The 14,455-nt window shown below is 35.6% G+C and carries 13 protein-coding genes; 6 read left to right on the top strand and 7 right to left on the bottom strand.

What is annotated here, in order from left to right:
* Positions 1-35: 35 nt before the first annotated feature.
* Both ACKWCD_RS12295 and ACKWCD_RS12290 read right to left on the bottom strand, forming a co-directional pair.
* Positions 36-488 carry a hypothetical protein gene (locus ACKWCD_RS12295; protein WP_413984255.1) on the bottom strand — a complete coding sequence of 151 codons (453 nt, stop codon included), beginning with the start codon at positions 486-488 and terminating at the stop codon, positions 36-38.
* Positions 489-533: 45 nt separating this feature from the next.
* Entirely contained in the window at positions 534-1,916 is a 1,383-nt protein-coding gene (locus ACKWCD_RS12290; protein WP_413984254.1) for a hypothetical protein, read from the bottom strand.
* A gap of 110 nt (positions 1,917-2,026) precedes the next feature.
* Here ACKWCD_RS12290 and ACKWCD_RS12285 point away from each other — a divergent pair, with 110 nt between their 5' ends.
* From ACKWCD_RS12285 to ACKWCD_RS12275, 3 genes are all read left to right on the top strand, one after another.
* On the top strand, positions 2,027-2,539 hold the full coding sequence (locus ACKWCD_RS12285) for an RNA polymerase sigma factor (protein ID WP_413984253.1): 513 nt from the start codon (positions 2,027-2,029) through the stop codon (positions 2,537-2,539).
* Positions 2,540-2,720: 181 nt separating this feature from the next.
* Positions 2,721-3,632: a FecR family protein gene (locus ACKWCD_RS12280; protein WP_413984252.1), complete on the top strand. Its 912-nt coding sequence runs from the start codon at positions 2,721-2,723 to the stop codon at positions 3,630-3,632.
* Entirely contained in the window at positions 3,613-6,174 is a 2,562-nt protein-coding gene (locus ACKWCD_RS12275; protein WP_413984251.1) for a TonB-dependent receptor, read from the top strand. The genes ACKWCD_RS12280 and ACKWCD_RS12275 overlap by 20 nt, the downstream gene beginning before the upstream one ends.
* Here ACKWCD_RS12275 and ACKWCD_RS12270 read toward each other — a convergent pair.
* The gene (locus ACKWCD_RS12270; RefSeq protein ID WP_413984250.1) at positions 6,152-6,982 is read right to left on the bottom strand and encodes a zinc-dependent peptidase; all 831 of its coding nucleotides are present in this window, start codon (positions 6,980-6,982) and stop codon (positions 6,152-6,154) included. The two genes, ACKWCD_RS12275 and ACKWCD_RS12270, sit on opposite strands and share 23 nt — an antisense overlap.
* Before the next feature lie 44 nt (positions 6,983-7,026).
* Entirely contained in the window at positions 7,027-8,814 is a 1,788-nt protein-coding gene (gene argS / locus ACKWCD_RS12265; RefSeq protein WP_413984249.1) for an arginine--tRNA ligase, read from the bottom strand.
* 174 nt (positions 8,815-8,988) lie between these two features.
* Between argS and ACKWCD_RS12260 the strand changes: the two genes are divergently transcribed.
* From ACKWCD_RS12260 to ACKWCD_RS12250, 3 genes are read left to right on the top strand one after another with little or no spacing between them, the layout of a single operon-like run.
* The gene (locus tag ACKWCD_RS12260) at positions 8,989-9,414 is read left to right on the top strand and encodes a hypothetical protein (protein ID WP_413984248.1); all 426 of its coding nucleotides are present in this window, start codon (positions 8,989-8,991) and stop codon (positions 9,412-9,414) included.
* Positions 9,415-9,416: 2 nt separating this feature from the next.
* Positions 9,417-9,926, top strand: a complete 510-nt coding sequence (locus tag ACKWCD_RS12255; protein ID WP_413984247.1) for a DUF1648 domain-containing protein — start codon at positions 9,417-9,419, stop codon at positions 9,924-9,926.
* A complete protein-coding gene (locus tag ACKWCD_RS12250; RefSeq protein ID WP_413984246.1) occupies positions 9,923-11,347 on the top strand; it encodes an SDR family oxidoreductase in 1,425 nt (474 codons plus the stop codon). Before ACKWCD_RS12255 ends, ACKWCD_RS12250 begins: the two co-directional genes overlap by 4 nt.
* Before the next feature lie 40 nt (positions 11,348-11,387).
* Here the strand turns inward: ACKWCD_RS12250 and ACKWCD_RS12245 are convergent, their stop codons facing one another.
* Genes ACKWCD_RS12245 through ACKWCD_RS12235 form a run of 3 tightly spaced genes read right to left on the bottom strand, consistent with a single transcriptional unit; the run spans position 11,388 to position 14,386 of the window.
* Complete coding sequence (locus ACKWCD_RS12245) at positions 11,388-12,521, bottom strand: glycerate kinase (protein WP_413984245.1); 1,134 nt, start codon at positions 12,519-12,521, stop codon at positions 11,388-11,390.
* Between the two features lie 7 nt (positions 12,522-12,528).
* Complete coding sequence (gene ctlX, locus ACKWCD_RS12240) at positions 12,529-13,464, bottom strand: citrulline utilization hydrolase CtlX (RefSeq protein ID WP_413984244.1); 936 nt, start codon at positions 13,462-13,464, stop codon at positions 12,529-12,531.
* 10 nt (positions 13,465-13,474) lie between these two features.
* A complete protein-coding gene (locus tag ACKWCD_RS12235) occupies positions 13,475-14,386 on the bottom strand; it encodes a dimethylarginine dimethylaminohydrolase family protein (RefSeq protein ID WP_413984243.1) in 912 nt (303 codons plus the stop codon).
* Between the last annotated feature and the right edge of the window lie 69 nt (positions 14,387-14,455).

Raw genomic sequence — 14,455 nt, 5'->3', positions numbered from 1 at the left:
CTTTAAGAAATGTGGGGCAAAAAAGGTAAAGAATATTAAATCTTTTCCAGAGTCAGAAAGTTCAAGCTACCATCTCCGCCGCTAACATCTTTCAACTCAATTTTGGTATCAGAATAGGAAACAATGTCCCAGTCTTCTGTCAACTCTTCTAAAACATCTGGATTCGTGAAAAAAATATTAAAATCAACATCACTTTCACTATCGTTACTAGAATCAAAATCTATAGACCAGGAACCAGAGGATGCAATATTGCCATTTGATGCGCCTAAAACACCGTCTTGACCAAAATCAAAGACAAATCCGGTATAGTTACTGGTTTCATCTATATCATCAAAATACCTTGTAACTTTCCACTCGCCATCAATTATCATCAGTTTGATCTCAGATACATCAGCTGAAGTAACCTGATCGTCTATCGTTTCTTTATCACAGGCCATAAACAGCATAACAATAAACAGCCCTAAAAGATTAAAAAAATTAGTTTTCATAGTTTCTAACGTCTTAAATAGTTTTTAGAAAAGAGTACAACATGTCTATTCGCAGTCTTTTTCGACCACCAAATATTCTTCTCCTCTTTTCATTTTAAAACGAACTGCACTGCATTCGATGATCTCCCAATCGCCAATGTAATTGGCCATTTCCATACTTAAGTTATTGAAGGTGATGACCGTTCCAGAAATTTCCCAATTTCCTTCATCAACAACAGTTTCATTTGGATTTCTTACATGAATGTTCATACTTGTAAAATCCATTCTAAAATCATCTAAAAACTCATTATTCCCATCAGAAACTGCCCAAACACAATCATCAAGTAATGTTTCTTTTATAAAAGCCTCAGTGCATTCTACCATTGGTTCTTCACAAGCTCTTTTTAAGATAAGTTTATCTCCGTCTGCACCTACGATATATAGTTTAATTCTATCCTCATCGATTTCATAAACAAACCATTCTAGGTTAAAATCCTCCAAGAATTCAAAGTTTAAAGTCAACTTCACTCGGTAATCACTCACTTTGGTTTCCCATTCTCCTGTCAGCATATTACCTTCTCTATCTCTAGCCGTAACAGTTCCATCTTCTTTAAAATTCAAAGCATAGTCGGCATATTGATCTGTATTATTTTGATCGTATCTTTTGATTTCCTTGACTATCCAAGGGCATTCAACTAGTAAATTATCCAAACGCTCTTCAGTAAAATCATCATCATTATGATCATTATCATCATCTTCATCACAAGCATTTTTAGCACGTTCCATAGCATCTGCTAATTCGGTATTGTTATTTACACTTACTTTAGTACCGTCAAACATTTCGAACATTACAGGAAATTCGATACTAATAAGATCCGTTTCATTAAGACCAGCGAAAAAACGTCTCATTTCTTTATCACTATTCACTGTAACCGAACCTGTTTGTTCAAGGTTAGGGTTAAATGTAAAAAGTGTTACCGGGTAAATTACATCAATACATTCTATATCATCATCATCGCCACCTTCAATACATTTAGCGGCAATTTCTCTTAAATCTGCAATATTGTTAATAGTGATTTCAGAATAATCAGCCATTGTAATGGTGATTGGAAAAATAATGTCTAGAACATCATCATCGCTGTCGAGAGCATCAAACAATTCTTCGATAATTTCTAAATCATCTTCAGAATCAATTGTGATTTCAAGTCCGTTTACCATAACAGTATATGGAAAACGAATATCAAAACAACTCGAACCATCAACTATATTGTCATGTGACCCATCATTGGAAACTGTATTTTCGATCAACTTCGATGTTGCCGAACTAGCTGTAAGAGTCTGTTTATCATCTAATTGAAGATCCAAAGGTTCTTCATCAGAACAAGAAGTAAAACTTAGTGCGAATGCAAGTAGGATTGCATAGGACGCGAAATTCAAAAACTTTTTCATAACGATTTGGAATTTTGTTTGTTAATTATGGTCTTAAAACAATTCATTTTAAAAAGACCCTACTTTCGGTTTTAATTTTTTTCTAAATATCTTTGACAAAAACCAGCTCTTTGGAAACCAAAAATAACGATACTGTCTGCGATGAGCAGGTCTTTAGCAATATCTTCAAGACTAATTCTAAAACGGTATTTAATTACATATATTATAAGTTTGGCAATGAAGAAAAGTCGTATGATGCTGTACAAGAGGCATTTGTAAAGTTATGGGAAAACTGCGCTAAGGTTTCTCCAGAAAAAGCAAAATCATACGTCTATACAGTTGCCAACAATTTGTACCTAAATGTTATTAAGGCCGAAAAGGTGCGTTTGAAGTATGCCGACAAAACTCTAAAGACAACTCATGAGACCCCTGAATATTTGATGGAGGAAAGTGAGTTTAAAACCAAACTAGATAAAGCTCTGAATGATTTACCAGAAAACCAGCGAATAACCTTTCTATTAAATCGCATAGATGGAAAAAAATATAAGGAAATTGCTGAAATGGAAGGAGTTAGTTTAAAAGCCATCGAAAAACGAATGCATTTGGCTTTGAAAACATTGCGAGAAAAAATAGAAGGAATATAGTTTTCATCAAGATTTTTTCATCTTGATGAAAAAACCAAATTATAAGTACCAAATTCCAATTAGAATTGTTGGATATTGTTTCGCAAATAAGATTACCAATTTGGAATTTGGAATTTGGAATTTAATATTAAAGTAGGGTTTTTTCATAATGAGTTGTTATTAAGCTAGTAAGATAGAAATCATGCAAGAAAATTATTTAGCAAAATGGCTGAACAATGAGCTTTCTGAGACAGAACTTGCGGAATTTAAGAATTCCGATGAGTATACTGCTTATCAGAAAATTGTTGATGCCTCAAATGCTTTAGAGTCCCCCGATTTTAATGCTGATGATGCTTTAGTAGCATTGAAGAATAAACGTGTTCTCAATGACCCTAAAGTTGTTCAATTGAGCCCTTTTAAAAGATTCCTAAGAGTAGCTGCCGCTGCAGCCATTTTACTCACCGGAACTTATTTCTATGTAAATTCTTTAGGAGAAGCTATTTCCACCGATTATGCAGAGAATAAAGAAATTGTGCTACCCGACAATTCAAAGGTCATCCTAAACGCAGATTCTAAGGTCACGTATAGTGAAAAGAAATGGGATACTAACAGAAATGTAAAGTTAGAAGGTGAAGCCTTTTTCAAAGTAGCCAAAGGGAAGCGTTTTACAGTTGCTACGGCCTCTGGTGATGTTACCGTTTTAGGAACGCAGTTTAACGTTGAGAATAGAAAAGATTTCTTCGAAGTTACCTGTTATGAAGGTTTGGTTAGCGTTTCATTCAATGGTAAAGAAACAAAACTCCCAGCAGGTAATTCATTTGTTGCTATTAAAGGAGAAGTTATATCAGATCAGGTTCAAAATACCACAACCCCTTCTTGGATCAATAAAGAGAGTACCTTCAAAAGTATTCCTCTGAAATATGTTCTTGACGAATTTCAAAGACAGCACAACATCATTGTTGAAACCAAAAATATTGACACTAACCTACTCTACACGGGTTCATTTAGCAATACAGATGCTAATTTGGCGTTAAAAAGTATTAGTACGCCTTCCCGAATAAAGTTTAAATTAGAGGGCAACAAAGTGCTCTTCTATGCCGAGAACTCGCAGTAAACTTTTAGGAACCCTATGTATAGTGCTGCTTTCTCTCTTTTCGGTGGCTAATGCCCAAGAAAAGAAGATAGAAGAAACTTTTCTTATTCCGTACATCCAGCAACTTGAAAATAAATTCGAAGTTAAATTTTCATATGCGGATGCTGATATTGGATCTGTAAAGATTATCATTCCTGAATCAGAAGTACTCGCCGAGATTCTCAATCACATCAGAATTCAGACCAAACTTCAAATTCAAAAGCTCAACGAGCGTTACTATACTATCGTAAATATCAATTCTCTTTCTATATGCGGAATTGTTCTCGATAATTTTGAGCAAAACACTGTTAGTGGCGCTACAGTTGAAGTTCTCGGGACGAATAAGGCAGTAGTAACAGATTCACTTGGAAGTTTCTCTTTGGATAATATTCCTACGAACGCTAAAATTCAAATTAAGCATATTGGCTTTAAACCTTTATTTGTTGATGCGGCTAGTTTAAAAAATTCTGATCCCTGTCAAACACTTTTGTTGGGACAGTTTTATCAACAGCTAGAAGAAGTCGTAGTATTTGAATTCTTGACAAAAGGTTTAGTAAAGCAATTCGATGCGAGCATCGATATGAATACTGATGAATTTGGAATACTTCCAGGACTGATTGAGCCAGATATACTGCAAACCGTTCAAGCCTTACCTGGAATCAAAAGTATTGACGAAACCGTATCTGACATTAATATAAGAGGAGGAAGTAATGATCAAAACCTTATTTTATGGGATGGCATCAAAATGTACCAATCCGGTCATTTCTTTGGTTTAATTTCTGCCTTCAATCCATTTTTGACTGATAAAGTGACTTTAATTAAAAACGGAACAAGTGCTCAATATGGCGATGGAGTTAGTGGTATTATTGATATGCGCACTAATAATGAATTAACAGAAGATTTTTACGGCGGAGCCGGATTCAATTTAATAAGCGGTGATGTACACGGACAAATTCCCTTGGGAGAAAAAATAGCATTACAATTTTCGGGTAGGAGAGCATTTACAGATTTTCTAAACACAAATACCTTTAGCAATTTTTTTACCAAAGCATTTTTGAACAATCAAGTTCGGGATGGTCTTTCTCAAAGTGTTGATGTTGAAAGAGACGACACCTTTTACTTCTATGATTTTACAGGAAAGGTTTTATATGACATTAATTCGGACCAAAAACTACGATTTAGTTTCATAAACATGAATAACTTTCTAGATTATAGTGAACTTGACTTAAACACAAACAGCAGCACGAGCAGCGCGTTAGATCAGACCAACTATTCATTTGGGGGAAGCCTAGAAAGCAAATGGACAGATAAGTTTTCTACTTTTATGAATACCTATTATTCAAATTACAATCTTGATGCAGTAAATATTGACGCAACTGGTCGGCAAATTTTTTCGCAAAGCAATACGGTTATCGAAAATGCTTTTAGACTTAATACAAACCTTAAAATCAATACTAATTTAGATTGGCTCAATGGGTATCAGTTGACCGAAACTAGCATTACCGATTTTGCCGATGTCACGCTACCTCCCTTCAGTAGAAATGTAAAGGACATTGTCAAAATGCATGCTTTTTTCTCAGAACTAGGGTATGTCTCTAAGAACGAGAAATTACATTTGAGAGGTGGCGCCAGATTAAACTATTATGATAACCCCAATACCTTTACCGAATTTGTAATTGAACCTAGACTAAATCTGAATTATGCGTTTACCAGAGAGCTAAAGGCGATGATCTTAGGGGAATATAAAAGTCAGGCAACTAATCAGGTGATTGATCTTGAACAAAATTTTCTAGGCATCGAAAAACGTAGATGGATATTATCCAATGGAGATAATCTTCCAATAACAAAAAGCAAACAAGTTTCTTTTGGTATAAATTATGACTCAAGAGATTTCTATATTGGAGTAGAAGGATTCTATAAAGAAGTAAATGGCATTAACACCTCCACGCAAGGTTTCGAAAGTCAAAATCAGTTCAATAGCGAAGATGGTGAAATTGGAAAATATGACGTAAAAGGAATTGAATTCTTAATCAACAAGAAGACTTCGAAATATAGTGTTTGGGCTAGTTACGCCTATAATTTAAACAACTATACCTTTGACGATGTAGTTCCTCCAACTTTTCCTAATAATTTTGACATTCGACATACCGCAACATTTGCAGGCACCTATACCTTCAATAAATTAAAAATTGGTATTGGATTGAATTACCGAACTGGAAAACCCTTTACAGAGCCAGATACTGATAATCCATTGGACACAACTTTTTTCCCCGCAAGAATTAATTATAACACAGTGAATAGTAGTCGACTTACGGAATATTTAAGAGCAGATGCATCTGCTATTTACAACTTTAAGCTTAGTTCTGATATTAAAGCTTCTGCTGGTATATCAGTTTTAAATTTTACCGACCGACTAAATCTTTTGAATACCTACTACCAGGTAAACGATTTAAATGTTATCGAAACCGTAGAGAGTTTCTCATTGGGGTTAACACCGAATTTCAGTTTTCGAGTGAAGTTCTAAAAGTGCGACCCTCTTTGTTATAGTGAAAATCCATATTCAACATCTTTTGCAACTCATCAAACAATTCAGGAAAATCATTCTTAAAAATAGCTGGTGTTTCAAAATAGTTCTCCACCGCTACAGAAAAGAACTCCTGTATATTGGTAAGTCCGTATTCTCGAAAGTATTGTGATGCAGCGAGTTTGATTAAAAAATCTTCTTGAGCAAATAGTTTTTTTATCCGCCTAAGACCAACTCTAAACTTTCGCCCTTGCCATGAACTGTTTTTGTTCATTTCAAAACTCAAGGCATGTGCAAACTCGTGCATAGCAAGGTTCCTATTGTCCATTAAATCTTCGAAGCCTTTCCAGATTTTATCTGCAGAAAATATGATTGTTTTAAAATTCGGGTTATACTCCCCCAAGTGGTGCCTTCGATTGATTTTAGAATAAAATTGAGTAGGATAAACGATAATCCGTATCAATGAACGCATCATACGATATTGTCGTAAACCCAATGTCATAATAACTGTGGTAGCACTTAGCAATAGTTTAAGGTCTTCTTTCCTATCAATATCTCCATAAAAAACAAAATGCTTTTTACTCCGAAACCAAATGATACGTTCGTTACATTTTGCTTTTACTTGAGGTGAAAATTCTCTATAAATAGGAAAGTTGTCTGCGATAAAGTCTTCCTCATCTTGAGATAAAGGTTTAAGCTTTATAAAAGGATTAAATTGGTACAAGTCAATCGCATAGTATACCAAATACAATGCATGACCAACTATATAAACAGGGGCTAGGTATTTTAGGACATCCCATAACTGCATAGGTTTAAAACTCTATTCGCAGCTATAAATTGCCTAAAATTAAGTTACATACGCTCAGGAACGTCTATACCTAAAAGTTTAAAACCTGATTCGATTACCTCACTAACCTTCTGCGAAAGTTGAACGCGCAATGCTTTTTTTTGTTCATTAGCCTCTCCTAAAATGGAAACTTGCTGGTAGAACGAATTGAATTCTTTTACCAAATCATACACATAATTTGCAATCAAAGCGGGACTAAAATTAGCCGCTGCCAATTGAATAGTTTCAGGAAAAATTTCTAACTGCTTGATAAGTTCTTTTTCCTTCGGATGTAATCCATTTGATGAATCAATCACAGTAGAGACGTCAACATCCGTATCTTTTGCCTTTCTTAAAATAGATTGAATACGAGCATAGGTATATTGAATAAACGGACCTGTATTTCCTTGAAAATCTACTGATTCCTCAGGATTAAAAAGAATTCGTTTTTTAGGATCTACTTTCAGGATATAATACTTCAAAGCACCAAGTCCGACCATTTTATAGAGCTTTTGTTTCTCCTCTTCGGAATACTCATCTAGTTTTCCTAATTCTTCGGAAATTTTAGCCGCCGTTGCGGTCATTTCAACCATCAAATCATCAGCATCTACTACAGTACCTTCACGGCTTTTCATTTTTCCACTTGGGAGGTCAACCATTCCGTAACTCAAATGATGTAGTTGTTCTGCCCATGAGAACCCTAATTTTTTAAGAATCAGAAACAATACTTTAAAATGGTAATCTTGTTCGTTACCCACAGTATATACCATTCCGTTGATATCGGGGTAGTCTTTAACCCGTTGAATTGCTGTCCCGATATCTTGGGTCATATAAACTGCAGTACCATCGGAGCGGAGTACGATTTTCTCGTCTAAACCTTCGTCAGTCAAATCTATCCATACACTACCATCACCTTTTTTGTAGAAAACTCCTTTTTGCAATCCGTCAGCAACTACGTCTTTCCCTAATAAATAGGTGTCACTTTCATAGTATAACTTGTCAAAATCAACACCCATATTTTTATAGGTTTCTTCAAAACCTTTATAAACCCAACCATTCATTTTTTTCCAGAGAGATACTACTTCTTCATCACCAGCTTCCCATTTTTGAAGCATTTGTTGGGCTTCTAATAAAATTGGCGCTTCTTTTGCTGCTACTTTTTCATCAACTCCATCTGCAACCATTTTAGAAATCTCGGCTTTATAAGCTTTGTCAAAAGCAACGTAATAATTGCCAACCAATTTATCTCCCTTCAATCCAGTACTTTCCGGAGTCTCACCATTTCCAAATCGCTGCCAAGCCAGCATACTTTTACAAATATGAATTCCGCGGTCGTTAATGATTTGGGTTTTGTAGACTTTCTTTCCAGAAGCCTTTAAAATTTCTGCAACAGAATATCCTAAGAGATTATTTCGAATATGTCCTAAGTGCAGAGGTTTGTTGGTATTGGGTGATGAATATTCTACCATAACCGCATCCGAAGCACTTTCGGTTACCAGTCCGTAGTTTGCTTTATCTTTTATTCCGCTAAAGAAATTGATATAAAAGGCATCACTTACCACAAGATTTAAAAATCCTTTGACCACATTAAAATCAGAGACCTCTGCAACTTCTTCGTTTAAAAAAGCACCAATTTGTTCACCAATTTGAACAGGATTTCCTTTAACAACCCTTAACATTGGAAAAACCACAACGGTCACATCACCTTCAAAATCTTTACGCGTCGGCTGAAATTCAACGGATGGTAATTCCGCATTAAAAATCTTCGAAACAGCCTCTTTGACCTTATTTTCTAAAATGGCTTGAATATTCATAAAATCATATCGTATAAAGGCGCAAAACTAATCATTTTTTGCGCTTTTACAGTACTTAACATCACTTATACAATGGGTTTTCGTTAACTTTAGAAAAAAGAATTGTTCTGAGAAGCAGTTTGCCGTTTTATCTAAAGATGGTAATTTCATGCAGTTTGGAGAGAACTTTTAACTATGCTCGTAAACGTATCATACAAAAACAAAGCTGTCACTCGAAAAGTAGATGGATTAGTTGGAAAACCTTTCACCTTAAAAGAGCGATGGAATATGCACGGAATTGGCTCACCCAAGCTTTTCATAACTGAAACTAGCATTGAAATAAACAGTCTGCTTATTCTCGACAACAACACGAATTCTTGCAATATTGAGATGCGCCCCAAAGGAATTATCGTTCGGTTCAGGTCATTATTAGAAACTTTTGCTTTGGTAATTCCTTACTATAAACTTACCGTATATAAAGGTGATTTCGCGGTCTATTCCATTTACAAAGACCATCATTTTATAAAAGTCAAATCGGATACCAAAGCCATTCAAAAATACTTTCGAAAAATGCTTGATTATAAAGCTGATAATGCACCCACTTCAATTGAAGATTTATAACTATGTTCAGAAAGCGACCTAAAATCAAAGTAGAACTAACCAAAATTGACAAAAAAATTATTCGTTTTGGATGGGTTCTTTTACTTCTTAACTTAGGATTGATTCTAGTTTTTTACTCCGATCTTCCTGAGAAAATACCGACCCACTTTAATTTAAGAGGAGAAGTTGATGGATATGGCGAGAGATTCACCATTTGGATACTTGCCGTAGTTGGTATACTCCTTTACTATGCCTTAAACCTTGTAATTTCAAAAATACCTGCTTATAAACATAATTACCCCGTAAAACTTACTGAGAAAAATGCACCCACCATATACCGTCTGAGCTTAAAAATGATGGTACTATTAAACATTTCTATTGTCTTTCTTTTTCTTCTAATTTCTACCCATACAATATTGATATCCAAGGATATCTATACTTTCCCCTTGATTCAAATCGTACTAATCGGGACAATCTTTATTATTTTGATGCCATTCTTTTTTATTTATAAAATGTTTAAAGTTCCTAAATGAAAATACTCCTCACAGGTGCAAATGGTTATATTGGGATGCGATTACTTCCGATGTTACTCGAACTAGGGCATGAAGTCATATGTACCGTGAGAGACGCAGAACGCTTGTCAGTGGATAAAGAAACACGGGCGAAGATTCAAGTTTTAGAAATTGATTTTTTAGAGGATTTCGTTGCTGGAAAAGTTCCACATGATATTGATGCGGCATATTTTCTTATCCATTCGATGAGCAGTTCTACAAAGGATTTTGATGAAATGGAAGCAATTACTGCTAAGAATTTCAATACCTACCTAGAGGGGACACAAGTACAACAGGTCATTTATTTGAGTGGAATTGTAAATGATGACAACCTTTCAAAACACTTATGGTCACGAAAAAACGTAGAGCAGATATTAGCTGAAGGCCCATTTGAATTGACGGTTCTTAAGGCTGGGATAATCGTCGGTTCAGGAAGCTCTTCTTTTGAGATTATTAGAGACCTCTGTGAGAAACTACCCTTTATGATTACACCAAAATGGGTGCTTACCAAGACACAACCCATTGCAATTCGCGATGTCATGAACTTTTTGGTAGGTGTTTTGGGCAATGAAAAAACCTATAATGAATCCTATGATATCGCTGGGCCTGATGTACTTACCTACAAAGAAATGCTGCAACAATATGCCAGAGCAAGAGGTTTTAAAAATTGGATTGTAACGGTCCCAATTATGACCCCTAAAATATCTTCTTACTGGTTATATTTTGTTACCTCAACTTCCTATAAATTGGCTCTCAACTTAGTGGATAGTATGAAAATAGAGGTTATTGCAAAAGACACTCGTTTGCAAGAGTTGTTGAATATAAAAACACATAGCTATTCAGAAGCAATTGATATGGCTTTCAATAAAATTGCACAAAACCAAGTTGTCAGCAGTTGGAAAGACAGTATGGTAAGCGGGCGCTTTCGACAAGATTTAGAGAAGTATATTCAAGTGCCAAAATTTGGAATTTTAAAGGATGAACAAAAAAGAAACATAACAAATCAGGAAGCCGTTCTGGAAAACATTTGGAGCATAGGCGGAGAAAAAGGCTGGTACTATGGAAATTGGTTATGGAAAATTAGAGGCTTTTTAGACAAGGTTTCTGGGGGAGTAGGTTTGAGAAGAGGTAGAACACATCCTGATAAATTATATCCAGGTGATGCCCTAGATTTTTGGCGTGTTCTTCTAGCAGACAAGAAAGGCAAGCGATTGTTGCTTTTTGCAGAAATGAAACTACCGGGAGAAGCATGGTTGGAATTTAAAATTGATGATGATAACGTGCTGCATCAAACCGCAACATTTAGGCCTAGAGGTTTAAGAGGACGTTTGTATTGGTACAGCATCGTTCCTTTTCATTATTTTATCTTCGGGGGCATGATTCGAAACATTGCAAAGACCTGAATTTTCTATTGTACTAAACCGTCAGTTACGTTGTCAAAAATCAGGGCTTGACTTTTAATGACTTTCCAAACCTTATAGCAGATTCAACTAGATTCGGGTACACATTCGAGATAGCCTCTTCTAAATTCTTGCAATTTTTACTAATAGCATCTATATAATCCAACCCAAGAACCTCGACATCTTCATTTGAAACAGTAACAGCACCACACAAAGCAGCAACGGGAATATTCTTTGCTTTTGCAGATTTCAATACTCCAGAAATCGTTTTCCCAGAAAGTGTTTGATTGTCTAACTTTCCTTCACCAGTAATAATCCAGTCTGCATTTGCAATTGTCTTATCAAAATTTGCGAGTTCTTTAATTATTTCAATACCAGAGTGCAATTGACCTTTTAAGAAAATGAGTGCTCCACCGCCCATACCTCCGGCAGCACCGGAACCCGATATTTCTTGAAGATCAATATCAAATTTTTTAGAAACTACTTTTGCAAAATTTCGAAGTCCATCATCAAGTAGAACAATTTCTTCTTTTGAAGCACCTTTTTGAGCCGCGTAAACATGAGCAGCGCCACTTTTACCGTAAAAGGGATTAGATACATCACAGGCTACTACGACCTCAACTTCTCTAAGCTTAGGATGTATATTTGAGGCGTCTATTTCCTTGACCTTTTGCAAATTACACCCAACAGGTTTCAATTCTTGATCATTTTCATCTAAAAATTGATAACCCAAAGCCTTCGCCATGCCCATTCCACCATCATTGGTGGCACTTCCCCCAATACCAAGAATAATCTGTTTTACTCCTTTTTCCATAGCATCGACAATCAACTGTCCCGTACCCAGACTAGTTGTATACATGGAATTTCTTTCATTTTCTTGAAGCAACTGTAATCCGGAAATCTCGGCCATTTCTATATATGCGATTTTTTCCTTCTTGGAGTAGACGTACCAAGTGTTTATCGATCTGAATAGGGGATCGCTTGCTTTTAAAGTTACTTTTTCTCCTTCCAAATAATATTTGACAACCTCAGCGGTACCATCACCTCCATCAGCTAAGGGCATTTTAATAATTTCAATGTCAGAAATTACATTTTTTAACCCTTTTTCAACCGCATTACAAAATTCGAATCCCGTTAAAGACCCTTTGAACTTGTCTGGCGCAATGACAATTTTCATTTGAAATTTAGGTTAATGCTTTCGGTAAAAATACTTCTGCCATCATACAGCGAGCGCTTCCCCCACCACAGGTTTCAATAGTCTCTAAAGAGCTATGCAAAATGTCACAATGCTTTTCAATTGATGAAATTTGAGATGAATTCAAACTATCATATGCCTGAGAACTCATTACTAAATATCGTTTATCATCTGAACCTAACACCTGAAGCATATTACCAGCAAAATGATGCATTTGTTCTTCTGAGATGGTGATGATTTCTTTTCCACTTTCCTTTAAACGCTGTACTACGTTTTTCTTTTCCTTTTTATCATCTATAGTATCTAAACAGATAACGGAGAAAGTTTCCGCTAAACACATCATCACGTTGGTGTGGTATATAGGAAGACGTTTCCCTTCAACAGTTTGGTTTGCCGTAAAAATTACAGGTAAACAGTCGAAATCTTCGCAAAACTCTATGATCAATTCCTCTTCCGCACGAGCTGATAAAGCGCAGTATACTATTTGGTTAACCCTATCAATTAGTAGACTTCCAGTACCTTCTAAAAATAGATTATGTTCCTCTGCGGAAGTGTAATCCATAATATTTTCTATTTGAAAGCCCTCGCTCTCTAATCGTTCTAGAATATCTTCTCTACGTTCATTTCTTCTGTTCTCCGCAAACATCGGATATAAACCTACTGTTCCGTTCCGGTGAAAAGAAACCCAGTTATTTGGGAAAATACTATCAGGGGTATCAGGTTCTTTAGTGTCATCGACTACAATAACATTGACTCCTTTAGCTCTCAAAACGCTAACAAAAGCATCAAACTCTTCTTGAGCTTTTATATTTACGGAAGCAGCTGATGCTTCAAGTTCTTCTTGAAAATAGTTGTTTACAGCCGTTTGTTCGTTCATGCGAAAATTGACCGGCCGAATCATTAAAATGGTATTTGTGACCTGCATAACTTGCTTATTATTCTCTTACTAATGGTAATGTACTGCAACGTAATAAACCTTCTTGTTTGGCAATTTCAGCATACGGAATTTCCTCAACGGTAAAACCTTGCTCTCTAAGCCAATCATTCAATCTTATAAAATTTTGTTCTGAAACCACAACCTCTGGAGAAATGGAAAATACGTTGCTAAACATATTATACATTTCATCTGAAGTTATTTCAAAGACGTTTTCTTTTCCAAAGAAATCAACCAACCATTTGTATTCCTCTTCTACCAAAAATCCGTTTTTATGGAGAATTGCTTTGCCATTTCCTAAAGGTTGAAAACAGCAATCTAAATGCAAAGCATTCTCTCTTGCGTTCTTTGATTTTCGAAGTTCGAAAGACTTCACGGTCTTATGCGGAAATTGTTCTTTTAAAAATGCTACTGCTTCTTTATTTGTACGGGCAGTAATCCAATTTGGGTAATCAGCCGCTGTGTAAGTGCCTACAAAAATATAATCGTTCCAAGGCATTACGTCTCCTCCTTCTACATGTACCTCTTCTGGTGCATGAACAATATGTTCGGGGTCAATATATTCTAGAACATGTAAAATCGCCTCAAACTCTTTTTCACGGTCAGGAAGTATATTCGCCTTTATCAATTTGTTTTCTATGACGAACGCGATATCCCTAGAAAAAATCTGATTGCAATTTTCTAAAACTTCAGGTCGAAAAACGTCAACATCATATTTTTCAAAAACAGCTGCAAAAGCATCCATTTCTGATATCATATCTTCTTCTTTCGGATAGGTTCCTGCTAAGATATGTTCTAAGGACTTTGGGTCGTATGCCTCTTCAGGTTTCGGTGTAGGCCCACAACTTTTCGCCGTACCTAAAACTACAGCCTTCAGCCTTGAAACCTCATCATTTACATTTAAATCTAACATCGCTTAGTTTGTATTAATTACAAAAAAAAGGCTTCTTTAGATTTTAAAGAAGCCTTTTTGTTTTTTTTG

It is taken from the genome of Maribacter taeanensis, from assembly GCF_047345145.1.
Classification (GTDB): Bacteria; Bacteroidota; Bacteroidia; order Flavobacteriales; family Flavobacteriaceae; genus Maribacter_C.
The sequence above is the reverse complement of the archived record's forward strand: the minus strand, read 5'-3'. Positions and strand labels throughout refer to the sequence as shown.